At 73.9% G+C, this 23,401-nt stretch carries 21 protein-coding genes and 2 pseudogenes; 6 read left to right on the forward strand and 17 right to left on the reverse strand.

Translation table 11 applies throughout. From position 1 onward, the window contains the following. Nucleotides 1–223: IS30 family transposase (locus B124_RS31715; RefSeq protein WP_496506460.1), on the forward strand; the 223-nt coding region annotated here is incomplete at its 5' end. Between the two features lie 83 nt (nucleotides 224–306). On the opposite strand, the gene B124_RS31720 is transcribed toward B124_RS31715, so the two are convergent. Both B124_RS31720 and yczE read right to left on the reverse strand, forming a co-directional pair. After that, nucleotides 307–681, reverse strand: a complete 375-nt coding sequence (locus B124_RS31720; RefSeq protein ID WP_026276152.1) for an RNA polymerase-binding protein RbpA — start codon at nucleotides 679–681, stop codon at nucleotides 307–309. 262 nt (nucleotides 682–943) lie between these two features. Continuing rightward, nucleotides 944–1,603, reverse strand: coding sequence for a membrane protein YczE (yczE, locus tag B124_RS31725; protein WP_496506461.1), 660 nt, complete (start codon nucleotides 1,601–1,603; stop codon nucleotides 944–946). Nucleotides 1,604–1,703: 100 nt separating this feature from the next. On the opposite strand from yczE, the gene B124_RS31730 reads away from it, so the two are divergent. Beyond that, complete coding sequence (locus B124_RS31730) at nucleotides 1,704–3,215, forward strand: SCO1417 family PLP biosynthesis transcription factor (RefSeq protein WP_496506462.1); 1,512 nt, start codon at nucleotides 1,704–1,706, stop codon at nucleotides 3,213–3,215. A 135-nt stretch (nucleotides 3,216–3,350) separates the two neighbouring features. Here B124_RS31730 and B124_RS31735 read toward each other — a convergent pair whose 3' ends face one another. The 12 genes and pseudogenes from B124_RS31735 to B124_RS31790 all read right to left on the reverse strand — a co-directional run. Continuing rightward, nucleotides 3,351–4,856, reverse strand: coding sequence for a hypothetical protein (locus B124_RS31735; RefSeq protein WP_496506463.1), 1,506 nt, complete (start codon nucleotides 4,854–4,856; stop codon nucleotides 3,351–3,353). 48 nt (nucleotides 4,857–4,904) lie between these two features. Further along, the gene (locus B124_RS31740; RefSeq protein WP_326800026.1) at nucleotides 4,905–5,099 is read right to left on the reverse strand and encodes a hypothetical protein; all 195 of its coding nucleotides are present in this window, start codon (nucleotides 5,097–5,099) and stop codon (nucleotides 4,905–4,907) included. Between the two features lie 159 nt (nucleotides 5,100–5,258). Then, entirely contained in the window at nucleotides 5,259–6,632 is a 1,374-nt protein-coding gene (locus tag B124_RS31745) for an ABC transporter ATP-binding protein (protein WP_496506464.1), read from the reverse strand. Between the two features lie 136 nt (nucleotides 6,633–6,768). Next, nucleotides 6,769–8,460, reverse strand: coding sequence for an alkaline phosphatase D family protein (locus tag B124_RS31750; protein ID WP_496506465.1), 1,692 nt, complete (start codon nucleotides 8,458–8,460; stop codon nucleotides 6,769–6,771). 112 nt (nucleotides 8,461–8,572) lie between these two features. Further along, the gene (locus B124_RS31755; RefSeq protein WP_496506466.1) at nucleotides 8,573–9,151 is read right to left on the reverse strand and encodes an ATP-binding protein; all 579 of its coding nucleotides are present in this window, start codon (nucleotides 9,149–9,151) and stop codon (nucleotides 8,573–8,575) included. A gap of 187 nt (nucleotides 9,152–9,338) precedes the next feature. Further along, nucleotides 9,339–10,301 (reverse strand): serine hydrolase, encoded by a 963-nt coding sequence (locus B124_RS31760; RefSeq protein ID WP_496506467.1) that lies wholly within the window; start codon nucleotides 10,299–10,301, stop codon nucleotides 9,339–9,341. 119 nt (nucleotides 10,302–10,420) lie between these two features. After that, nucleotides 10,421–11,320, reverse strand: coding sequence for a maleylpyruvate isomerase family mycothiol-dependent enzyme (locus tag B124_RS31765; protein WP_496506468.1), 900 nt, complete (start codon nucleotides 11,318–11,320; stop codon nucleotides 10,421–10,423). Between the two features lie 68 nt (nucleotides 11,321–11,388). Then, nucleotides 11,389–12,414: pseudogene (locus B124_RS31770) on the reverse strand (hydroxyacid dehydrogenase). After that, nucleotides 12,398–13,450 (reverse strand): dihydrodipicolinate synthase family protein, encoded by a 1,053-nt coding sequence (locus B124_RS31775; protein ID WP_496506469.1) that lies wholly within the window; start codon nucleotides 13,448–13,450, stop codon nucleotides 12,398–12,400. Before B124_RS31775 ends, B124_RS31770 begins: the two are co-directional and overlap by 17 nt. Nucleotides 13,451–13,458: 8 nt before the next feature. Beyond that, on the reverse strand, nucleotides 13,459–14,487 hold the full coding sequence (locus B124_RS31780) for an NAD-dependent epimerase/dehydratase family protein (protein ID WP_496506470.1): 1,029 nt from the start codon (nucleotides 14,485–14,487) through the stop codon (nucleotides 13,459–13,461). 9 nt (nucleotides 14,488–14,496) lie between these two features. Next, entirely contained in the window at nucleotides 14,497–15,411 is a 915-nt protein-coding gene (locus B124_RS31785) for a carbohydrate ABC transporter permease (RefSeq protein ID WP_496506471.1), read from the reverse strand. Then, nucleotides 15,345–15,680: pseudogene (locus tag B124_RS31790) on the reverse strand (carbohydrate ABC transporter permease); the annotation flags it as partial. The pseudogene B124_RS31790 and the gene B124_RS31785, both read right to left, overlap by 67 nt. Between B124_RS31790 and B124_RS31795 the strand changes: the two are divergent. Genes B124_RS31795 through B124_RS31810 form a run of 4 tightly spaced genes read left to right on the forward strand, consistent with a single transcriptional unit; the run spans nucleotide 15,658 to nucleotide 18,699 of the window. Then, nucleotides 15,658–15,798, forward strand: coding sequence for a hypothetical protein (locus B124_RS31795; protein WP_496506472.1), 141 nt, complete (start codon nucleotides 15,658–15,660; stop codon nucleotides 15,796–15,798). The pseudogene B124_RS31790 and the gene B124_RS31795 overlap by 23 nt on opposite strands. Then, nucleotides 15,798–16,994 carry a mandelate racemase/muconate lactonizing enzyme family protein gene (locus B124_RS31800; RefSeq protein WP_496506473.1) on the forward strand — a complete coding sequence of 399 codons (1,197 nt, stop codon included), beginning with the start codon at nucleotides 15,798–15,800 and terminating at the stop codon, nucleotides 16,992–16,994. The genes B124_RS31795 and B124_RS31800 overlap by 1 nt, the downstream gene beginning before the upstream one ends. After that, the gene (locus B124_RS31805; protein WP_496506474.1) at nucleotides 16,991–17,833 is read left to right on the forward strand and encodes an amidohydrolase family protein; all 843 of its coding nucleotides are present in this window, start codon (nucleotides 16,991–16,993) and stop codon (nucleotides 17,831–17,833) included. Before B124_RS31800 ends, B124_RS31805 begins: the two co-directional genes overlap by 4 nt. Next, on the forward strand, nucleotides 17,830–18,699 hold the full coding sequence (locus tag B124_RS31810; RefSeq protein ID WP_496506475.1) for an SDR family NAD(P)-dependent oxidoreductase: 870 nt from the start codon (nucleotides 17,830–17,832) through the stop codon (nucleotides 18,697–18,699). The genes B124_RS31805 and B124_RS31810 overlap by 4 nt, the downstream gene beginning before the upstream one ends. Nucleotides 18,700–18,708: 9 nt before the next feature. Here the strand turns inward: B124_RS31810 and B124_RS31815 are convergent, their stop codons facing one another. The 3 genes from B124_RS31815 to qcrB form a co-directional block, all read right to left on the reverse strand. After that, the gene (locus B124_RS31815; RefSeq protein ID WP_496506476.1) at nucleotides 18,709–19,308 is read right to left on the reverse strand and encodes a GNAT family N-acetyltransferase; all 600 of its coding nucleotides are present in this window, start codon (nucleotides 19,306–19,308) and stop codon (nucleotides 18,709–18,711) included. Then, nucleotides 19,295–21,412 (reverse strand): penicillin acylase family protein, encoded by a 2,118-nt coding sequence (locus B124_RS31820; RefSeq protein ID WP_496506494.1) that lies wholly within the window; start codon nucleotides 21,410–21,412, stop codon nucleotides 19,295–19,297. The genes B124_RS31815 and B124_RS31820 overlap by 14 nt, the downstream gene beginning before the upstream one ends. 138 nt (nucleotides 21,413–21,550) lie before the next feature. Beyond that, the gene (gene qcrB / locus B124_RS31825) at nucleotides 21,551–23,278 is read right to left on the reverse strand and encodes a cytochrome bc1 complex cytochrome b subunit (RefSeq protein ID WP_496506477.1); all 1,728 of its coding nucleotides are present in this window, start codon (nucleotides 23,276–23,278) and stop codon (nucleotides 21,551–21,553) included. Nucleotides 23,279–23,401: the final 123 nt, after the last annotated feature.

Below are 23,401 nucleotides of genomic sequence, written 5' to 3' on the forward strand. Positions count from 1 at the left end.
AGTACCGGTCTACTTCTGTGACCCGCACTCGCCCTGGCAGCGCGGATCGAATGAGAACACCAACGGCCTGCTGCGGCAGTACTTCCCCAAAGGCACCGACCTGTCCGTCCACAGCCCAGAAGACCTCGAACACGTCGCCCAGCAACTCAACGGCCGACCACGCAAAACGCTCGGCTGGAGAACACCAGCCGAGCGCCTGCGTGATCTACTGACGACCACGTAAGCCATCAGGTGTTGCGAGGACCCCGAGAATCTGCCCTGCGGGACGGGCCCTTCCCGATGCCGTACTCCGAAAGCGGTGGCGTCTCAGGCCGACTTGCGGCTGTCGCGCGGATGCACGGCGATGTTCATCGCGCCGGACCGCAGCACCGCGAGCCGCTCGGCCAGGACCTCTTCGAGCTCGTCGCGGGTGCGCCGCTCCATGAGCATGTCCCAGTGCGTCCGGGCGGGCTTGACCTTTTTCTCCTCCGGTCCCTCGCCGTCGACGAGCAGCGCCTGCGCGCCGCACGTCTTGCACTCCCACTCCGGCGGGATCTCTGCCTCGACCGAGAACGGCATCTCGAACCGATGGCCGTTCTGGCATGCGTACTCCACCGCCTGGCGCGGGGCCAGGTCGATGCCGCGGTCCGTCTCGTAGCTGGTCACCACGAGTCGCGTGCCGCGAAGAGCTCGCTCACTCATGAATCGTTGCCTCCCGGGCTTGTCGCCCACAGGACAGGTGTCGCTGTCGTCGTCATCCGGTCAACGTCCGGTCGGCGATGAAGATTCCCGTTCCGGGACATGCGTCGCCCGTCGTGCCGCCCCATTGCTTCTACCCACAGGCGTCCGCTTTGTCACGTGTGACGGAGATGTCACCGACTGATTTCATCTCACTGCATGCTGTAACGGTCCGTCTGCCGAGCCGGAGGCGTACACTACCGCTCCGCGCCAGGCGGCACATAATTCACCTCGCGGGTGTCGCGTCCCGCTCCGCCCCGCCGGCGGGCTCCGGCCGGGCCGGCTCCGGCTCGGGGATCGCGAAGACGCGCATGAAGTACTGGGCCAGCGGGCCTATCGCCAGGGCGTAGACGACCGTGCCGGCGCCGACCGCCCCGCCGAGCACCCAGCCGGAGGCCAGCACGGTGACCTCGATCAGGGTGCGGACCAGCCGGACGGACAGGCCGGTGCGCCGGTGCAGCCCTGTCATCAGCCCGTCGCGGGGGCCGGGGCCGTAGCGGGCGGAGATGTACAGGCCGGTGGCCACGCCGTTGAGTGCGACGCCGGCGAGCATCTGCGGGATCTGCAGGGCCAGGCCGTGCACGTCGGGCAGCACCGCGAGCGAGGCGTCCATGGCGACGCCGATCACCACCACGTTGGAGACGGTGCCGAGCCCCGGGCGCTGCCGGATCGGGATCCACAGCAGCAGCACCGCCGCGCCGACGACGATCGTCGCGACCCCCATCGACCACCCGGTCTGCTTGCCGAGCCCCTGGTGGAAGGTGTCCCACGGGTCCAGCCCGACTCCGGCGCGCACCATCAGTGCGCAGCTCAGTCCGTACAGGGTCAGGCCGACGTACAGGTGCGCGAGCCTGCGGGACGCGCGAGATCCCCTCCAGCGTGACAAGACTGGCTCCCCTCTGGTTCTGGTGGATGGCTGCGTGCCACTATGTGGACTGGAGTTGTGTGGGTGATATGGCCAATCGGGGAAAGGTGGCCTGAGTTCTATGGCGGAATGGACATCGGCCGTCGGCGCGGTTCAGCTCGCCCGGCTGCTGCGGTCGCAGGAGAGCGCGGGCGCCGTGGCCTCGGGCCGGACGGGCCGCCGCGTGCCCGCGTACCGCTCACTGGCCGACGGGGTGCGCCTGCTGGTGCTCGAAGGCCGCATACCGGTGGCCACCCGGCTGCCCGCCGAGCGCGAGCTGGCCGCCGCCCTCGGCGTCAGCCGCACCACCATCGCCGCGGCATACGAGCATCTGCGGGCGGCCGGCTTCCTCGAGTCCCGCCGCGGCGCCGGAAGCTGGACCTCCGTACCGGCCGGGCACCCGCTGCCCACCCGCGGCCTGGAGCCGCTGCCGCCGGACGCCACCGGCTCGATGATCGACCTCGGCTGCGCCGCGCTGCCGGCCCCCGAGCCCTGGCTCACCCGCGCCATGCACGGCGCCCTGGAGCAACTCCCGCTCTACGCCCACACCCACGGCGACTACCCCGCGGGGCTGCCCGGCCTGCGCGCGGCCATCGCCGAGCGGTACGCGGCCCGCGGGGTGCCGACCATGCCCGAGCAGATCATGATCACGACCGGGGCCATGGGCGCGATGATCGCGCTGTGCCGGCTGTTCGCCGGCCGCGGTGAGCGGATCGCCGTGGACTCGCCCAGCTACGCCAACATCCTGCAGCTCATGCGCGAGGACGGCGCCAGGCTCGTCCCCGTGGCCATGGGCGAGGGGCTGACCGGCTGGGACGTCGGGACCTGGCGGCAGACCCTGCGCGACGCCGCGCCGCGGATGGCGTACGTCATCCCCGACTACCACAACCCCACCGGCGCCCTGGCCGACGACGACCAGCGCCGCGCGCTCGTCGACGCGGCCCGGCGCGCCGGCACCGTCGTCGTCGCCGACGAGACGATGAGCGAACTGCGCCTGGACGACACCGGCGAGCGCCCGCGCCCCGTTGCCTCGTACGACCCGGCGGGCTCCACCGTGGTCACCGTCGGCTCGGCCAGCAAGGCGTTCTGGGCGGGCCTGCGCATCGGCTGGGTGCGGGCCGCCCCCGAGGTGATCCGCAGCCTCGTCTCCGCCCGCGCCTACGCCGACCTCGGCTCGCCCGTGGTCGAGCAACTGGCCACCACCTGGCTGCTGGAGGGCGGCGGCTGGGCCGCGGCCACCGGCCTGCGCCGCTCCCAGGCCCGCGCCAACCGCGACGCGATCGTGGCCGCCCTGCGGCGGCACCTGCCCGACTGGGAGTACGCCGTGCCGCGCGGCGGGCTGACGCTGTGGGTGCGTACGGGCGGGCTGTCCGGCTCGCGGATCGCCGAGGCGGGCGAGCGGGTGGGGGTACGGATCCCGTCGGGCCCCCGCTTCGGCGTCGGCGGGGCCTTCGAGGGGTACGTGCGGCTGCCGTTCACCGTCACCGGGGCCGTCGCCGAGGAGGCGGTCGGCCGGCTCGCGGCGGCGGCCCGCGCCGTGGCCGAGGGCGGCGGGACCGTGGCGGCGGAGCCCGCGGGGGCTTTCATCGCCTGACGGGCCTGACGTGCCTGACGTGCCTGACGCGCCTGACGGGCCTGACGCGCCTGACTCGGCGGTGGCCGCGGGCCGTCCGGACGGCGGTCGTGAACGGCTGAGCGGCTGAAGAGCCGGACGGCCGGGGGAGTGCCGTCAGCCGGCCTGTGCCGCGGCGGTGTCCGCCGCGGCCCCGTCCGCCGGCGGCTTCGGCAGCAGTTCAAGCACCGCCTGCCCCAGCGCCTCCGGCGTCTCGCGGTGGTGCGGGTCCGGCGTCGCGGGCACCTGCAGCCGGTGCACCGGGCCCTGGCCGAGGCGTACGTAGCCGCGCCCCGGCGGGACGTCGTACACCGGCGTGGTGTGCGGCGGGGCGCCGAGCACGGAGGCGACCTGCGCCGCCGAGGCGGGGCCCAGCACGACGCGGGCGCGGGTGTGGTCCCGTACCGCCGCCCCCAGCGAGGCGGCGCAGTCGAACTGGTCCGCCACCACCACGGTGACGTTCGCCGCCCGGCCGTGCCGCAGCGGGACCTCCAGCAGCCCCTGCGGGTCCTCCCGCCCGCCCGCGGCGGCCAGATGGCTCAGCGCCGCCGGCCGGTCCACGATGATCCACAGCGGTCGCGGGCCCGCCGCCCCGTCCCCGGCGGCGGCCGGGCGCAGCAGCCGCCGCTCCGTCTCCTGTGCCGCCCAGCGCAGCAGCGCCAGGGCGCCGGCCACCGTGGACTCCACCGCCAGCACCCCCGGCCGCCCGGCCAGGAAGCCGAACCCGCCCGCGGAGCCGCCGTCGACCACCAGCACCTCGCCGTGCGGCAGCGCCTGCACGGCCAGCGACCGCAGCAGCGTCGTCGTGCCCGTACCGGGATGGCCGAGGGCGAGCAGGTGCGGCTCCGTGGAGCGCGGGCCGGTGCGCCACAGCACCGGAGGCTCGTCCCGGCCGCCGCTGTCCGTGCGCACCGGCAGGGTCCGCCGCACGTCCTCGGCGTCGGTGAAGCCGAGCACCGACTCGCCCTGCGCCGTGACGTACCGCTGCGCCCCGATGTCTGTGGGCAGCGGGCCGAGGACGGCGAGGTCGAGGCGGTTGTCGTCCTCGTGCCAGGTGAAGAGGTACTCCCGCCCGCGCCCGCACTTGGCGTACAGCAGTTGCTCGATACGCGCCCGGGCCTCCGGCTCGCCGTCGCGGAAGTACGGCGGGTAGTGCAGCCGCAGGCCGGTCAGCCGGCCGTCGCCGTCGAACTCCGCGTCGGCGAAGACCTGCTCGGGGTCGCCCCCGTGGGCGTAGCGGGGGTGGGGGTCGTCGGGGGAGGAGAAGTACGGCACCAGCGCCTCGTACAGCGCGGTGAGCCGCTCCTGCCGCCGGGCCGCCGCGTCCGGGTCCGGTGCCGGCCGCGGCCCGGCCCGGTCGCGGCCGGCCCACACCGCCGCGGCCAGCAGCGCCCCGCCGGCGGCCAGCGGACCGTACGGCATCAGGTACACCAGCAGCAGGCAGGCGCCGGCCAGGAACGCCGTCGGCCCCCGCCGCTCCGGCGGGGTCGCGCTCCAGCGCCGCCGCGCGGCGACCGCGAGCCGGCCGGCCCCGCGGGTCAGGACCACCACCGGCCGCAGCACGTCCGCGGCACCGGCCGGCGGCCTGCCGCGGCTGTGTATCCGGGCGGACGGTCGTCGCATGCGTCGGGCTCCGAGTCCTAGAGGGGTACGGGACGCCGGCCGGGCGTCCTAGAGCTTGATGCCGCCCAGCAGGCTGGCGAGGCTCTGCCCGCCGGCCTTGATGCTGGGTGCGATCGCGGTGCCCGCCAAGTAGAACCCGAAGAGGGCGCAGATGATGGCATGGGACGGCTTCAGTCCGTCCTTGCGGAAGAACAGGAAGACGATGACTCCCAGGAGGACAACGCCTGAGATCGACAGAATCACGGAAATCTCCAGGGGGCGACGAGCCGTCAGAGGTCGTTTGCCAGCCTGGCAGTCAGATTTACCCAAGAAAAGCGGCAATTGGGTGGTCTGTCCCATGGTCACCCGAGTGGCCGGAGGGCGGTCGCCGCGCGGCCCGTGCTCCGGCTGGCCGCGGCGGCGTCACTCGTCCAGCCTGGGCTGGTGTGCGGGCGCGGGGCAGATGCGGCGGCCCTGCCGGTCGAAGACGTACAGGTGCGCCAGGTCGATCAGCAGCGGCACATGAGTGCCGGGCCGGACCTGGACGTCGGGTCCGGTCCGGATGACGAGGTCGCCGCCGGCGATCGCGGCGCGCTCGGCGCTCGGCGGCGGCGCGGCCGGCATCGGTGGCGACTCCAGGCCCCCCACCGACCCCTGGTCGTCCGGGTCGCGCCGGCCGGTGCCGTGCAGGTGGGCCACTGCCCGGTCGCGCAGCCGCCCCAGGACGGTGCCCTCCTTGTTCTTGCGGTGGCCGCCTGGCGCGGTGTCCGTACGGGGTCCCTCCAGCGCCGGTACGCGGGCCGTGCGCGAGCCGGTGTCCAGATGCAGCAGTGCCTCGTGGCCCAGGTACTCCACGTGCTCGACGATGCCGCTCATCGCGCACTCGCCGGCGCGCGCCAGCGACGGCCGGGCGATGCGCACCGCTTCCGAGCGCAGCCCGGCGATCACCGGCCGGCCCTGCTGGATGCGGAGCATCTGGTGGTCGGGGGAGAGGGGGTCGGGCATCATCAGGCTCTGCCGGCCGAGGTCGATGGTCATCCGGCCGGGCAGCGGGGCGTGCACGACGGCTTCGAGGAGGTTGATCCGCGGGGTGCCGATGAACGCGGCGACGAAGACGTTCTTCGGCAGCGCGTACGCCTCGCGCGGCGAACCCACCTGCTGCAGCACGCCGTCGCGCATCACGGCGATCCGGTCGCCGAGCGACATCGCCTCGGCCTGGTCGTGCGTGACGTAGACCGTGGTGACGGCCAGCTCGCGGTTGAGCCGGGCGACTTCGGCGCGCAGGTGGTTGCGCAGCTTGGCGTCGATGTTGGACAGCGGCTCGTCCATGAGGAACGCGGTGGGCTCCCGGGAGATCGCCCGGCCGATCGCGACGCGCTGCCGCTCGCCGCCGGAGAGCTGCGCGGGATAGCGGTCGAGCAGGTCCTCGATGCCCAGCAGCCGGGCGGTGGCGTCCACGCGCGGGCCGACGTCGCCGCGCGCCTCCAGCTTGAGCGGGAAGCCGATGTTGTCGCGGTTGGTCATCCGCGGGTAGAGGGCGAAGTTCTGGAACACCATCGCCATGCCCCGCTGCCCCGGCGCCAGTTCCGCGGCGTCCTCGCCGTCGAGCAGCAACTGCCCCTCGGTGACGGACTCCAGCCCGGCGATCATGCGCAGCACGGTGGACTTGCCGCAGCCGGAGGGGCCGAGCAGGACGACGAACTCGCCCGGCTCAATGTCGAGTGAGAAGCGGTCGACCGCCCGGATGCCGCGCTCGTAGACCTTGGTGACCCCGTCCAGCGATATCGCACGTGACATGGTGTTTTGTTCCGTATTTCGGTGACAAGGATGCGGTAGGCGTGCACAGTTGGATGACGGGCCACGAAAGATAGCGAAGTTCACCCGGGCTGGGAACGTCTTGCGCAGCCCGGTCCCGAACGCGGCGCGAACCGGCCTACTGCCGGCCCTGCGACGGCTGTTGCAGCAGCTCCCGCTCGTCCGCCCGGACGAGCCGGGCGCCGCCGCCGTCCTCCTCGCGGGCCTGCTCCAGCCGCAGCCGGGCGGTGTCACGGCCGCCCAGGGTGAGCGTCATCAACTGGTTGCCGAACCACGGCCCGCCGGTCTTGCGCCAGCCGATCGGCGGGGCGGCGAGCCGGCCGTGCCGGGCGAGGAGGCGGCCGACGAGCCGGCCGGCGCGGCTCCAGCCGAAGCGGAAGCCGGCCCTGATCGGGGCGGGGACGCTGTTGTGCATCGGCGAGCAGGTGAGCTGCGCGACCACCGGCCGCGGACCCTCCGGCCCCGGACCCGCCGGCTGTGCTGCCTGCGCCGCCTGCGGCCACTGCGGCTCGGCGATGTAGGCGTGGTGGACGTCGCCGGAGAGCACCAGCACCGACGCCGGCGCCTGCTCGCCGCGGCCGGCTTCCGCGATGAGGTCCGCCAGTCCGGCGAAGGACTGCGGGAACGCCGCCCAGTGCTCCAGGTCCGCGCTCCGGCGCAGCTTCTCGCCCAGCCGTGCCCAGCGCGCACCGCGCTCGCCGGCGCACAGCGCGGCGTTCCACCCCTCGGCGTCGTGTACCGCGGGCGGCAGCAGCCACGGCAGCGACGTCCCGATCAGCAGGTGGTCGCAGCCACCCGGATCGTCCAGCGCCTGCCGGCGCACCCAGTCCATCTCGTCCGGGTCGACCAGCGCGCGGCTCTTCTCCTCCAGCACCCGCGCGGCCCGCGAGTCGACCATCAGCAGCCGGGTGCGCCCGAGGTCGCGGCGGTAGCTCCAGCGGACGGCGGCCGGGTCGGCGTCCGCGCGCTCGGCGAACTCCCGCAGCAGCAGCGTGCCGTCGCCGGCCTCGCGGACGGCCGCGTAGAGCGGGTCGGCCGCCAGTTCGTCGGGGGAGAGGTTGCCGAGGTGCTGGTAGACCCAGTACGACATCAGCCCGCCGAGGATCCGCTCGCGCCACCAGGGCTCGGCGCGCATCGACTCCAGCCAGGAGGCGGAGGTGTTCCAGTCGTCGATGACGTCGTGGTCGTCGAAGATCATGCAGGAGGGTACGGAGGCCAGCAGCCGGCGCACCTCGGGGTCGAGCCAGGACTCGTCGTACAGGTGGGTGTACTCCTCGAAGTCCGCTATCTGGTCGCCCGGCGGCACGCCGGGGCCGCGGCGGCCGGCCAGCCATGCGCGGGTCTCGGCGGACGTCTCGTCCGCGTAGACCTGGTCGCCGAGGAGGAGCAGGACGTCGGGGCGTTCGGCGTCCGGGTCGGTCTCCAGCCGGCGGGAGAGGGTGTCGAGGGCGTCGGGTCCCACGGGGTCGTGGCCACCGCCGGGCTTGGCGGCCCAGCGGCAGGAGCCGAAGGCCACGTGCAGCGCGTCGCCGGGGCGGGGGGTGCGGATGGTGCTCGCGGGGGCGCCGGGCAGCGGCCAGACCTCGCGGCCGTCGAGGAGTACGCGGTACGGGGTGGGGGCGCCCGGCGTCAGACCGGTCACGGGGATCAGCGCGTAGTGGTGGCCGCCCACCTGCCAGGTGCGGGCGCTGCCGCCGGCGCCGTCCGCGCAGCGGACCTCGGCCTCGCACGGGCCGCCGGTCTTGACCCAGACCGTGGCGCGGGTGCCGTCGGCGTACCGCAGCAGCGGCCCGAGCCGCAGTTCCGCCATCCTCGCCTCCTGAAGTGGGCGTGCGCCACTGCGGGGGAACGCGCGGAGAGGGCGGGAGGTTCCGCGAGGGCTGGGGCCGGGGCTGAGGGCTGGGGCCGGGTGCCGGGACGGGTCAGGCGACGGCCGGGGCGGGGACGGCGCGCCCGGGCACAAGGGACTCCAGCAGAGCCAGGCAGCGGGCGAAGGACTGCCACTCGCAGTCCCGGTCGCCGTCCCCGTCGGTGTCCACGTCCGCCGGGCCGCCGGTCCCGGCGGGCGCGGTGAACCGGGACCACACGGCCTTGCCGAGGGGCCCCGGGGCACTCCAGCCCCACGCGTCGCTGAGTGTCGCCACTATCTGCAGGCCGCGTCCGGACTCGGCGGCCTCGTCGGCCTCGCACGGCGCCGGCACGCCCTCGCCCGGGTCGAAGACCGCGCAGACGACCTCGCCGCCGCGGCGTATGAGGGTGAGCGTGACCGGCTGCGGCTCGGCGGCGGGCAGCGGCGGGCGGCCGGGCACGCCGTGGCGTACGGCGTTGGTCACCAGCTCGGAGACGACGCACTCGACGCTGTCGGACAGCTCGTCGAGATCCCAGTCACGCAGTGTGGCGCGGACCGTGCGGCGGGCTTCGCCTATTGAACGCGGATGCGCATCGAGGGCACAGGAAGCGAACGCTGATGCCTCGGCCCGCTCCCCGAAGGCTGCCGCCATGCCAAGTCCCCGATCAATGATGTCAGCTTGGAACGCGCTGTTCGTTCAATGGTGAGTGATATAGACCTCTCGATGCAAGTACAGATGCACTTTCATCCGCAAGCGCAGGTGCACGTCCCCCGGTAAGTCGGGCATACGGGCCGAGCCGGGCCCCGCTCGCCAGCATGTGGACGCGTGCGGCGGCCGGTCAGTCACGCAGCGCGTTCGCCGCCGTCGTCGTCACCTTCTCCACGGCGTCGATCCCCGCCTCGTAGGAGGGGTGGCCGTCGGAGAGGACGGCGACGAGGAGCGTGTGGCCGCCGTGCTCGACGCGGCCGATGCTGTTGATGTCCCACAGCCCGGTCGCCGAGCGCGGCAGCCAGCCGTTCTTCAGCGCCGCCGCGCCGTCGTCGTCCGCCGCCGCGGACACCCCCCAGCGCTGCTCGTCGACCACCGTGGCCATCAGCTTCCCGACGTAGTGGCGCGAGTCGCGGCTGAGCGGCGAGTCGCCGTCGCCGTACACCGCTTCGAGGAGCGCTACCTGGTCGGCGGCGGTGGTCTGCGTCAGCCCCCAGGAGCCGCCGTCGCCCGGCTCGGTCCCGTCCAGGCCGAGGCGGCGGTTGGCCTCGGCGAGCCCGCTGCCGCCGCCGATGTCCGACCACAGTGCGTCGGTGGCGTCGTTGTCGCTGCTGCGTATCATCGCCGCGGCCTGTTCCTTCTGCGCGGCGCTCAGTGTCGTGCCCTCGTCCTGGGCCTGGAGCAGCAGGGCGGCGAGGATGTCGACCTTGACGATGCTCGCGGTGTCGAACGTGCCCTTGCCCGAGGCGTACGCGGCCGTGGCGCCGGAGTCGAGATCCGTCAGGGCGATCTCGTACGCCCCCGGCGCCTCCGGCAGCGCCTTCAGCGCCTTCGTCACGGATTCGTCGGCTGAGTCCGACGAGTCCGACGAGTCCGGGGAGTCCGACGGGTCCGGGGAGTGCGAGGCGTCCGGGGAGGGGGCCGGGTCCTCGGCGGTGGCCGGTGCGTAGTGGACGTAGAGCGTGCGGGAGGCGCCCGTCATCTCTGCGGCGTCCCCCGCGGCGGGGGCGGAGGACGACGCGGTGGCGGCGAGCACGGCCAGCGTGGCGGCGCTCACCGCCGCGGACCGCAGCGAGGGGAGTTTTCTCGACACGCTGCCGGAGGCTAGGGGACCGGGATGCGGAAACGGCTGGGAGTCAGATGAACATCAGATGAGAAAACGGGCGAGGGGTCCTTTTTCATGACCCGGTGTGACGCCCCCTGCGGTGTCGGTCAGCGGATGATCGACACGATGCGGCAGGCGGTCTCGGCGAGGGCCCGGTCGCCGGTGACCTCGGCGCGGGCGAGGGCCGCCGCCGGCTCCACGCCCCGTACACACAGCCGCCAGGCGGTCTCCGCGTCCAGCCGCACCAGCGCGTCCGGCTCGCCCTCCCCGGGCGGCGCGGCCAGCGACCAGCGGGTGCCGCCCTCTCCGGTGTCCCCGGTGGCCCCGGTGGCCCCGGTGGCCGTCGCCGTCCAGGCGCCGCCGGCCGGGCCGGTCACCTCCATCCGGACCCGGGTCCCGGGCGGTGCGGCGGCCTCGCGCAGGGTGTGCGGCAGGGCCCGCATGAAGGTGTCCAGCACCGCGGCCAGCGGGCCGGCCGCGGGGTCGGTGGGCTGCCCGGCGGCGTGCCGGATCTGCTGCCGGTGCGTCCAGAACTCGGTGAAGTCCCGCGCCACGTCGAGCCAGCGCGGCGCCGGCTCGGCGCCCGCCCACGACACCCCCAGCGAGGGACCGCGCAGCGCGTCGGCCGCGAAGTGGGCGGCGATCCCGGCGCCGGCAACGTCGAGCGCGCCGGTCAGCGACGCGGGGCTGACGCGGGCGTGGGCGTCGACCCACTCCTGGTTGATGCGGTGGATGAACGCCGCCAGCGGCTCGCCGGGCGCGGGCGCCGGGCCGCCGGTGTGGCCGTCGCGCTCGCGCGCGAGGCGGCCGTAGAAGTCACCGAGCAGGTGCGCGGCCACGTCGTGCACCGTCCAGCCGGGCACCGCCTCGCGCTGCCAGTCGTCCGGCCGCAGGGCGTGCAGCGTGCCCATCAGCGCGCGTTGCGCGGGGACGAACAGCGGACGGGTGTCGAGGGGCGGGCCGAGCCAGGGCAGGTCCGGCTCCGCGGGGATCACCTGCGGTTTCATGGCCGGATCCTGTCATCCCCGGCCGTGGCCCGGCCAGCCGGTTACGGGGCTCCCGCCGGTCGAGCGGATCAGAACAGACGGTTCAGCGCCGTGGCGTCCACCGGGTACAGCGGCTCCTCGCCCGCCAGCAGCCGCAGCACCTCGCCGACCGCGGACGCGCCCAGCCGCTCGCGGCACTCCACCGTGCCGGCCGCCTGGTGCGGCGTCAGCATCACGTTGGGCAACTGCCGGAACGGGTGGCCCGCGGGCAGCGGCTCGGCGTCGAAGACGTCGAGTGCCGCGTCGATGCGGCCCGTGCGCACCTCCGCCAGCAGCGCGTCCTCGTCCACCAGTCAGGAGCGCGCGGTGTTCACCAGCCCCGCCCCGTCGCCCAGCAGCGCCAACTGCCCGGCGCCGAGCATGCGGCGGGTCGCCTCCGTGGCCGGGGCGTGCACCGCCACGACCCGGCTGCTGCGCAGCAGTCCGTCCAGCGGCAGGACCCGTACGCCCAGACGCGCCGCGTCCGCCTCCGACAGGTACGGGTCGGTGACCGCCACCCGGGCGCCCAGCGCGCGCACCATCTCGATATACGCGCGGCCCGTGCGGGAGGCCCCGATGACACCCACCGTGCTCGCGCCCAGCTCGTGCCGCGGCGGCGCCTGCCCCGCGCTCTCCCAGTCGGCGCCGCGGCGCATCGCGTGGTCGAAGCGGTGGATGCGGTGCAGCAGCGCGAGGGTGAAGGCCAGCGCGACCTCGGCGACCGGCCGGGCCATCGCGTCGCCGGCCTGCGTGACCCGTACGCCGCGGGCGAAGGCGTCCTCGGTGACGTACGGGGCGACGGCGGAGCCGGTGTGCGCGAGGAGTTCGAGGCGGTCGGCCACCGCGAGGAGCCCGGCGTCCAACTGCGGCGCGCCCCACGCGGTGACCAGCGCCCGGGCCCCGGGCAGGGCGGCGGCCAGCGCCGCCCGGTCGCGGTGCTCGTCGAGCACGGTCAGCTCGGCCGCGTCCGCGAGCCGCTGCCACACCTCGGCGGTGAAGAACTGGGCGCGCAGCCCGGGCGGTACGCACACCACCACCCGGTCCCGCCCGGCGCCGCGGTCAGCGGAGCCAGTCATCCAGGTGCTCCTTCACGAAGTCGTCGTCGGTCAGCCACGGGTACGCGGCGGACACCCGGGTCAGCTCGTCGGCCTGCCCGGGGGAGAGCACCTCGTCGGCGTCGAGGCACCAGGTGCCCTCCAGCAGCCCCTGCCGCCGCAGCACCTCGTGTACCCCGGCGATGCAGCCGCGGAACCCGCCCCGTACGTCGAAGACCGCGCTGTTGGCGTCCGTCAACTGCGGCCTGCGCGCCAGGCACCGCAGCAGCGCCTCGTGGTCACCGGCGCGGGCGCGCCGCACGTCCGCCAGCAGCCCGGCCGCCGGCCGGGTCCACACCGCCCACTGCCCGAGCAGCCCGCCCGCGAACCAGCGCCGGCCCGCGGCCGTGTCGTACGGGGTGAGCAGGTCGCCGACGATGTCGTCGTCGTTGCCGGTGTAGAGGGCGACCTCGGGGCCGCGGTCGGCGGCGGCGACCGCGCGGACGACGTCCGCCGTGCGGTAGCGGTCGAACGGCGCGGTCTTGATGGCGGCCGTCGAGGGCTGGTCGGCGAGCGCCGCCCAGAACGACGGGGACAGGTACCGCCCGCCGACCGCCTCCTGCAGATAGAAGCCGATGACCGGCAGCACCTCGCCGACGGCGCGGGCCCGCTCCAGCAGCCCTTCCTCGTTGGCGCCCGGGACGGCGGGGCTGAGCAGCACGGCGTCGTAGCCGAGGGACGCGGCCAGCTCGGCCTCGGCGACGGCCTGCGCGGTGTAGCCGCAGGCGCCGGCGATCTTCACCGCCGGCCGGCCGGAGGCGGCGGTGCTCTCCGCCGCGGTCTCCGCGGCGAGTTCGAGCACCGGCCGCAGCAGGCCGACCTGCGGCTCGCGGATGGCGAACTGGGTGGTGTGCACCGCGACGGCGATGCCGCCGGCGCCGGCGTCGAGGTAGTAGCGGGTCAGGGCGCGCTGGCGGCGCTCGTCCAGGCGCCGGTCCGCGGTCAGGGCGAGGGGGTGGGCGGGGATGACGGCGCCCTCGGCGAGGACGTCCAGCGGGGTGGGGCGGTCGGTGGGCATGGGGCGGCTCAGAACCTTCCGTCGCGTACCTGGAACTTGGTGGGCTTGCCGGACAGCGGGAGCCCGCGGCGCAGCCAGTCGGCCTGCCAGCCGACGAGGGTGCGCAGCGGCACGTCCGGGTAGCCGAAGAGAGCGTGGCAGGCCGTCGCGTCGGAGAGCAGTGCCGTGGGCGCCTCGGTTCCCTCGAAGACGGGCTCGGCGGCGAACTCGGCACCGAACCAGTGCGCCAGCCGGCGCACCGCCGCGGTCTCGGGGCCGGTGACGTTGAGGGTGAGCGGCTCCCCGTCGCGGGCGTGCAGCAGCGCGCGCAGGGCGACTTCGTTGGCGTACCCCTGCCAGACGACGTTGACGTGCCCGGTGGTGACGTCCACGGGCTCGCCCGCCTGCACCCGCTGGGCGATGTCGGCGAGGACGCCGTAGCGCAGGTCGACGGCGTAGTTGAGGCGCAGCAGCGCCACCTTCGTGCCGTGGGTGAGCGCCGCGTGGGCGAAGAGCCGTTCGCGGCCCAGGCACGACATGGCGTACTCGCCGACCGGCCCCACCGGGTCAGACTCGGCCGAGCCGCCGGTGCCCACGGACACCAGCGGATAGACGTTGCCGGTGGAGAACGCCGCGACGCGCGCGCCGGCCCAGCGGCGGGCGACCCGCTCCGGCAGCCCGGCGTTCACCGCCCAGGCGTGCGAAGGCGCCCCGGCGGAGCCGAACTTGGCGCCGACCATGAACACGACGTTCCCCGCGTCCGGCAGCGCGGCCAGCGAGGCGTCCGGGTCCATCAGGTCGCAGGCCACGGTGCGTACCCCCGCGGCCTCCAGCCGCTCGGCCGCGGCCGGATCCGACCAGCGGGACACCGCGTGCACCGCCACGTCCGTACGGCCCGCGGCGTCCAGCGCGCGCCGCGCCAGCCGGCACAGGCTCGGCCCCATCTTGCCGCCGGCGCCGAGCACCAGCAGGTCGCCCTCCAGCCGGGCCATGTCCTCGGCGAGCTCCGCCGAGGGGGTGGCCAGGCGCTCTTCGAGCGCCTTCTCGTCAGCGAACACGATCGGTTCTCACCCCTTGATCCCGGACGCCGTGACGCCCTCGGTGAAGTAGCGCTGGCCCACCAGGTAGGCGGCGAAGATGGGCACGAACGCGATGACGGAGCCGGACAGCACGACGTTCAGCGGCACGTTCTGCTGCTGCAGGGACGCGATGCCGACGGTGAGCGTGCGCATGTCCGTGGACTGGCCGATGACCAGCGGCCACAGGAAGTCGTTCCAGTGCCACAGGAAGACGAAGACGCCGAGCGTGGCCAGGATGGGTTTGAGCAGCGGCAGCACGATGCGGCCGAAGATCTGCAGCTCGCTGCAGCCGTCCAGGCGCGCGGCCTCGAACAGCTCGTCCGGCAGCCCCTGGATGAACTGCCGCATGAGGAACACCGCCTGGGCGTTGGCGAGCGTCGGCACGATCAGGCCCCAGTACGTGTCCACGCCGCCGAGCTTCGCGATCATCGCGAACGTCGGGATCATCGTGACGTGGTACGGGACCATCACCATCGACAGGAACGACCAGAACATCGCCTCCCGCCCGGGGAAGCGCTTCTTGGCGAAGGCGTGGCCCGCGAGCGACGACAGCAGCAGCACGCCCACCACCGACGCCAGCGAGTACAGCAGGGTGTTGAAGAGCCAGCGCGGCACGTCCTGGGAGTCCATGACGCTCTGGTACGCCTCGCCGCCCAGCGGCCACGGCACCAGGCTGCCGGGGAACTCCACCGCCGCGGCGGGCTTCAGCGACAGCACGACCATCGCGTAGAAGGGGAAGACGGTCGCTGGAAGACCAGCGTGTAGCTGGAGTTGGCGGGGCCGCCGCCGGTCATCGTGTAGACCGCGTCGAAGACCTGGAACGAGGCCGTCGTCTCGATCACCGCGAGGAAGAGCAGCGCCGGCCGCAACTGCGGCAGCACGATGTGCCGGAACCGCTGCCACGCCCCGGCCCCGTCCGTGAGCGCGGCCTCCTCCAGCTCCCGCGGGATGTCCTGCATCCGGGCCAGCAGGATGAGCATCCCGTAGCCGAGCCGCGACCAGATGCCCACCAGCGCCAGCGCGGGCACCACCAGCGTGTCGTGGGAGAGCCACGACTCCTCAGGCAGCCCGATCCAGCCCATCGCCGTCGACCAGGGGCCGCCGGTGGAGAAGATCCACACGAACACGGTGGCGGCCAGCACCAGCGAGGTGACGACGGGCAGGAAGAACACCGACCGGAAGACCGCGCTCGCCGACGGCGGCGCCCGCGACCTGGAGCACGCCTCCACCATGGGCGGTGCCGCCACCGCCGCCGCCCCGGCGGGGGAGCCGGACGGAGCGGGCCGCTGATGCTCACCGTCGACACCTCCCGGCCCACCGGCCCGGCCGGCCGGATCAGCCGGGTCGAGACCCTGATGCTCGGCACCGCCTGGCGCGATTTCGGCTACGTCCGCGTCCACACCGACGAAGGTCTGTCGGGCGTCGGCGAGATCACCCACCCGTACCGCGGCCGCGAGGTCTGCGCGCTCGCCGAGGCGATGTCCCGCCGCCATCTGCTGGGCGCCGACCCCTTCGACGTCGAGGAGATCTGGCTGCGGCTGCACCAGGGCGACTTCCTGCGCGGCGGCGACGTCGGCGGCATCGTCCTGTCCGGCCTCGACCAGGCGCTCTACGACCTCATGGGCAAGGCGCTCGGCGTGCCCGCCTACCGGCTCACCGGCGGTGCCTGCCGCGAGAGCGTCCCCGTCTACGCCAACGGCTGGTACGACGGCGAGCGCGACCCCGACGTGTTCGCCGCCAAGGCCCGCGCGACCGCCGCCAAGGGCTACGGCGCGCTGAAGTTCGACCCCTTCGGCTCCGGGCTGCACGACCTGAGCCCCGCCGAACTGCGCCGCAGCATCCGCCTCGTCGCCGCGGTGCGCGAGGCGATCGGCCCGGACGTCGAGCTGTACGTCGAGGGCCACGCCCGCTTCGCCATGCCCACCGCGGTGCGGCTGCTGCACGAGCTGGAGCCGTTCGGCATCGGCTGGCTGGAGGAGCCGCTGCCCTGGACGCACCTCGAGCGCTACGCCGAGCTGCGCCAGCGCGCGTCGTTCCCCCTCGCCGGCGGCGAGCACTTCCACGACCGCTACGAGTACAAGCCGTTGTTCGCCACCCACGCCGTCGACATCGTCCAGCCCGACCTGTCCATGGCCGGCGGCCTCACCGAGGTGCGCAAGATCGCCGCCATCGCCGACGCGCACGGCATGCTCGTCGCCCCGCACAACTCCAACTCGCCGCTGTGCACCACCGTCTCCGTACACGCGGCGCTCGGCATCCCCAACCTCAAGGTGCTGGAGACCTTCGACGGGCTGCTGGAGCCCTACGTCTTCGACGCCCTGCGCGGCACGCTGCCCATCGCCGACGGCCGTATCGGCCTGCCCACGGCACCCGGTTTCGGCGTCGAACTCGCCGACGAGGTCTTCGCCGAACATCCGCCCACCGACCGCTTCTGGAACATGTTCAAGGACGGCTGGGAGAAGCGGGACAGGAGCACAACCGCATGATCACCGACGTCCACTCGCACCTCTTCCGGCCCGGCGCGGACTTCGACGGCGCCTTCCGCGCCGAGGCCGCCCGCGCCCACGCCGGCGAGGTGGACCTCACGGTGCGCTGGGAGGACTACGCCGCCTCCGCCCCCGCCGGCACCCGCACCATCGTCGTCGGCGGCAAGGCCCGGCGCAGCGGCCTGTGGGTCGACGACGCCGCGGTGGCCGCGTACACCGCGGCCCACCCCGACCGGCTCACCGGCTACCTCTCCCTCGACCCCACCCAGCCCGGCTGGCAGGACGAACTGCGCCACGGCCACCAGGAGCTGGGCCTGGCCGGCATCAAACTGATGCCGATGTACGCCGGCTTCGACCCCGCCGACATGGCGTACGACGACCTCTTCGGCTACGCCGAGCGCCACGGCCTGCCGCTGCTGGTGCACACCGGCACGACGTTCGTCTCGGCCGCCCCGCTGGAGTATGCGATGCCCCGGCACCTGGACGCCGTCGCCATCCGCCACCCCGGGCTGCGCATGGTCCTGGCCCACCTCGGCCACCGCTTCGAGGGCGAGTGCCTGGCTGTCATCCGCAAGCACCCGCACGTCTACGCGGACGTCAGCGCCCTGCACTACCGGCCGTTCCAGCTCTGGCACAGCCTGCGCCTGGCGCAGGACTACGGGGTCTGGCACAAGCTGCTGTTCGGCAGCGACTACCCCTTCACCACGGTCGACGCCTCGGTCGCCGGGCTCCGCAGGATCGCCCGGATCCCGGGGATCCCCGGGCTGGAGCCGCTGGACGCCGACGAGGTGGAGAAGCTGATCCACCGGCCGGCCCTCGACCTGCTGGGGCTGTCGTGACCGGCGCGGGCGACCGGCACCCGGGCGCGGGGGAGGGGGCCGCCGGCCGGTTCGGCCTCACCGGGCGTACGGCCGTCGTCACCGGCGCCGCCCGCGGCCTCGGCCGCGCCCTCGCCGCCGGGCTCGCCGAGGCGGGCGCCGACCTCGTCCTCGTCGACCTGCCGGACGCCCCCGGTCTCGACGACACGGCGGCGGCGGTACGGGCCCGCGGCCGGCGGGTCTGGACGTACGGCCAGGACCTGGCGCGCACCGGCGAGCTGGCCGGGCTCGCCGACCGGATCCGCCAGGCGGCCGGGCCGCTGCACATCCTGGTCAACAACGCGGGCACCGCCGCCCTGGAGCGCTTCAACGAGATCACCGTGGAGAGCTGGTCGCGCGTCATGCGGGTGAACGCGGACGCCGTGTTCTTCCTCTCCCAGCGGGTCGCCGAGCACATGGCCGCCGACGGGGTGCCCGGCCGGATCATCACCGTCACCTCGAAGAACGCACTCGTCGCCGAGGCAGGGCTGGCTCACTACAACGCGGCCAAGGCCGCCGCCCAACTGCTCACCGAAACCCTGGCGGTGGAGCTGGCGCATCACGGCATCACCGCCAACACGCTGGCGCCCGGCATGGTCGACACGCCCATCGACGGCGAGTTCCCGCTGGAGCGCGAGGGGTTCGAGGCCGCCTACCGCGAACGGATCCCGCTCGGCCGCTACGCCCGGCCCGAGGAGTGCGTGGGCGCGCTGCTGCTGCTCGCCTCGGACGCCGGCGCGTACCTCACCGGCGCCAGGATCGTCGTGGACGGCGGCGTGCTCGCCGACCAGATGCCGCGGATGCGCTTCATGCCCCCGTACCGCAGCAGTCTGCCGCCGCGGGAGTGACGGCTGAAGTCAGCCGGCCACCGGGCGGAAGGCCAGCCGGGCTTGCTTCGCCGGCAGATACACCTCCGGCAGGTCCACCTCCGGCAGCGTGACCTCCGGGCCCACGGCGAAGCCCTCGCGGCGCAGCCGGTCGATCGCGGGCCCGTTGTCCGCGTCCGGCTCGGCGACCAGGCGCCGGGCACCCTGTGCCGCGGCGAAGCCGCTGATCACCCGCATCAGCGCGGCCGTGAAACCGGCCTCGGCCCCGCCGGCGGCCGGGCCGATGAGCACGTGGACGCCGAGGTCGCCGGGCTCGGCCGGGTAGCACTCCGAGACCCGGTCGGCGGCCGGGTCGTACGTCTGCAGCAGCGCGACCGGCGCGCCGTCGCGCAGCAGCAGAAAGGCGTGGTGGGTGGGGAGCGTGTCCATGTGCGCGTAGACGTCGCGGACCTGCGCGCGCGTCAGCCCGGCCATGCCCCAGAAGCGGGCGCGCTCCGCGGTGACCCAGCCGTGCAGCAGAGCGGCGTCCGCATCCGGGACGACGGGCACGACACGGGCCGTGCCGAAGCCGCCGGCCTTGTGCTCGTAGCGCGGCGTCCGGTCGCGGGGGGCGGTCTCAGCGGTCGCCATGGGACTCCTTCAGGGCCTGCCAGTCGGTGTGTACGGGAATGAGCTCGCCGCGCTGCCACGGGCCGAGCTGGTCGCGGTGGTGCGGGGCGCCGGGGACGCCGCAGGCGCCGAAGGGGACCACCCAGCGGCTCTCCTTGCGGCGGGTGACGTCCCAGACGTAGCGGGCGGCGGGGCCGCGGGCGACCAAGTCGGTGACGCCGGGGACGGCGGCGGTGGCCAGCACGCAGTCGTGGTCGCCGGCCAGGCCCGGCCACGGCTCGCCGCCGGGGCCGCCGGTGTCGCCCGGCTCGCCGGGCAGCGCCTGCCAGGGGGCCAGTCGGTGCGCCTCCCCCCAGGTCGCGGGCTCGCCCGGGGCCGCCGCGGCGAGCCGCGCGGCGGTCTCCTCGGCGGCGGCCCGCACCAGCGCGGGGCGGTCGATCTCCGGCAGCCGGTCGGTGGTGAGCAGGGTGTTCAGGGCGTACGCGACCCTCGTGTGCAGGTCCAGCCAGGGCAGCAGCACAACGGGGTAGGCGGGCGGGTCGGCCAGCGGCGCCAGCGCCGGGTGGGCGGCCAGGGCGCGGACGACGGCGGAGCGCAGCCGCGCGTACGCCAGCGCGTCGGCGCTGCCGGCGTCCATCCGCAGATCCCAGCGCAGCAGCCGGTCGCGCAACTCAGCGGCGGCGGGGCCGAGTCCGCCGAGCCCGGCGAGCAGATCCAGCAGCGGGCGGGCCCCGGCGGCGAGGGTGTCGGTGTGGACGGCGGCCATGTCCCCGGCGCGCCAGGGCCCGCCGCCGGCCAGCAGGTCGCGGATGCGCTCCGCGCGGTACGGCGGGGCGAACTCGGCGCCGAACGGGGCGGCCGGACCGGGCTCGTTGGCCATCACGGCGATGCCCCCGGTCACGGGCACGGACGGCATGGGTGCGTGCCGCCCGCGCCATTCGTACGCGGACTCCCACGCCGGTACGACGCCGCGCAGGTTGGCCTCGCCGCGTACCGGTACCGTCCCGGCGACGCGGTACAGCAGCCCGCCCTCGGTGTCGGCGGCGAGCACCACGTTGACCGGCTCCGCCCAGCGGTCGAGCGCCGCGTCCACGTCGGCGACGCGGCGCGCGGCGAGCAGCGCGGGCAGCGCAGGGAAGCCGAGGTCCCCGTACACCCGCGGCGGATACCGCAGGCTCAGCGCCTCCCACTCGCCGTCCGCCGCGCTCCCCGGCACCTCGGCGAGCACCGGGCCGCGGCCGGTCTCGACCACCTCCACGACGGCCGGTTCCGCGCCCGCCACCTCGACGGTCTCGGTGTGCGCGGCGGCCGGCCGCCAGCCGTCGGGGCCCAGCGCCTCGACGCGCCCAGCGCGGCGGCGCAGCCGTTCGCGGTAGAGGTCCTGGTAGTCGGCCATGGCGTTGGTGATGGCCCAGGCGACGCCGCCGGTGTGGCCGAAGTGCGGCAGCCCGGGGACGCCCGGGACGGCGAAGCCGACGACGTCGTACTCCGGGCAGGCCAGGTGGAGCTGCTGGTAGACCCCGGGGTTCTCGATGAACCGGTGCGGGTCGCCGGCGATCAGCGCGCCGCCGCCGGCGGTCCGCTCGCCGGCGACCAGCCAGCCGTTGCTGCCCGCGGTGCCCGGTCCGTCGGTGGCGAACAGCTCCACCGCCTGCGCGCCCAGCCGCTCGGCGGTCATCTGCCGCCACAGCTTGGCCGGGAAGCCGGCGAAGAGGATGTGGGTGGACAGCCAGACGGCCAGCGGCGTCCACGGCGACCAGCGGCCGGGGGCCAGTCCTGTGGCCGCGAACTCCGGGGCGCGCGCGGCGCCTTCGCCGAGTCCGGCGTTGACCCCGTCGACGTACGACGACACCCAGCCGGCGGTCTCGGGGTCCTCCTCGGCCAGGTGCCGGAAGCAGCGGCGCGCGGTGTCGTCCAGCCGGACGCGGCGGGCGAAGACGTCCCAGCCACTGGCCGCCTCGCCCAGGAACGCGGCGGAGGCACCGGCGGCGCGGTGCCGCTCGACCTCCAGTTGCCAGGCGCGGTCGAAGGCGGCGTTGTGCCCCTGGGCGTAGGCGAGTGCGCGGGGGTCGGCGGCCCGGATGTGGGGGATGCCCCAGGGGTCGCGGTACACCTCGATGTTCAACGCCGTCGCCACCCCTCGCTCGAAAGAACTTAGGGTAGCCTAACCAAAAAAGTCGGGTGGGGCGCGGTCGGGGGTCCGCGCCCCACCCGGTCGGGGGCCTTCCTCAGTCTCGGATGAGGTCCGTCGGGGGGCCGAACCTCATCCGGACGTGGGGCCTCCCGGGCTTTCGTCCGTGGACTCCAGCTCGTGGGATCCGCCGCCGGCCGGCAGCTCCGCGTGCTCGTGGTCCTGTGCCGCCTGGTACTCCTCGATGGTCGGCTTCGGGATCTGTGTGTGCGGGCCGAACATCCTGTGCGACAGGATGGCGCGCAGCCGGTTGGCGGGGCTCACGGGGGGCCGGCGGACGCCGTTGTCGTCGGTCGCCGGGGGCAGTTGGTAGGGCTGCGGCTGCTCGTGCGAGGTGAGCTTGTGCAGCTCCGCCTGCGACAGCGGCTTGTGCACCTCGATGTACTCGCCGTGCGGCAGCCGCTTGATCATGCCGGTCTCGCGGCCGTGCAGCACCTTGTCGCGGTCGCTCCGCTGCAGCGCCAGGCAGATGCGCTTGGTCAGGATGAAGGTGAGCACCGGTACCACGAAGACGCCGACCCGCAGGGCCCAGGTGACGTGGTTGACCGCGACGTTGAAGTGCGTGGCGAAGATGTCGTTGCCGCCGCCGATCAGGAACACGCCGTACAGCGACAGCCAGGAGGTGCCGAGGGCCGTGCGCACGGGCACATTGCGCGGGCGCTGCAGCAGGTGGTGCTCGCGTTTGTCGCCCGTGATCCACGCTTCGATGAACGGATACGCGCCGATGACGACCATCATGAGCGGGAAGAGGGCGATGGGGATGAACACCCCGAGTGCGAGGGTGTGGCCCCAGGCGTTGATCTCCCAGCCGGGCATGATGCGCACCATGCCTTCGGCGAAGCCCAGATACCAGTCGGGTTGTGCGCCCGTCGACACTTGGTCTGGCCGGTACGGGCCGACGTTCCAGATCGGGTTGATGCTCGCAATCGCCGCGATGACGGTGATGACGCCGAAGACCAGGAAGAAGAAGCCGCCGGCCTTGGCCACGTACACGGGCATGAACGGCGCGCCGACGACGTTCTTCTCGGTCTTGCCGGGGCCGCCCCACTGCGTGTGCTTGTGGTAGAAGACCAGGATCAGATGCGCCGTCACCAGCGCGAGCATCAGCCCTGGCAGCACCAGGATGTGCAGGGAGTAGAAGCGCGGGATGACGTCGTGCCCGGGGAACTCGCCGCCGAAGAGGAAGAACGACAGATACGTCCCGACCAGCGGGGTGGAGAGCGTGGCGCCCTCCACGAAGCGCATGCCCGTGCCGGACAGCAGGTCGTCGGGGAGCGAGTAGCCGAGGAGGCCCTCGAAGAGGGCGGTGAAGAGCATGATCCAGCCGAACAGCCAGTTGACCTCACGCGGCTTGCGGAACGAGCCGGTGAAGAAGTGCCGCATCATGTGGGCGAACATGCCGATGATGAAGATCAGCGCGGCCCAGTGGTGTATCTGGCGCACCAGCAGACCGCCGCGCACGTCGAACGAGATGTCCAGCGTGGAGGCGTACGCCTGGGACATCCGCACGCCGTTCATCGGCGCGTACGAGCCGTCGTAGACGACCTCGCTCATCGAGGGGTCGAACCACAGCGTCAGGTAGACGCCGGTCAGCAGGACGACGATGAAGCTGTAGAGGCAGATCTCACCCAGCAGGAACGACCAGTGGTCGGGGAAGACCTTCCTGGCGTACCGGCGTCCGGCGCCGTGCAGCCCGAGCCGGCTGTCGGTCCAGTCGGCGAAACGCTCCCCGGACGACGCCCGGGGCGGACGGGTGCCCATCGCACTCTGCGATGAGTTTTCCGTCTGGGTTACGGACATGCGGTTGCTCCTGCCTCCCTGGTGCACTCACCCTAAAGACCGGAACAGGCGGCCGAATGTGACATGCAGAAGGTGTGATGTGAGCCACAACACGCAGGGTCAACGGGCCGGGAACTGCTGCTC

It is taken from the genome of Streptomyces sp. CNP082 (genome assembly GCF_059570535.1).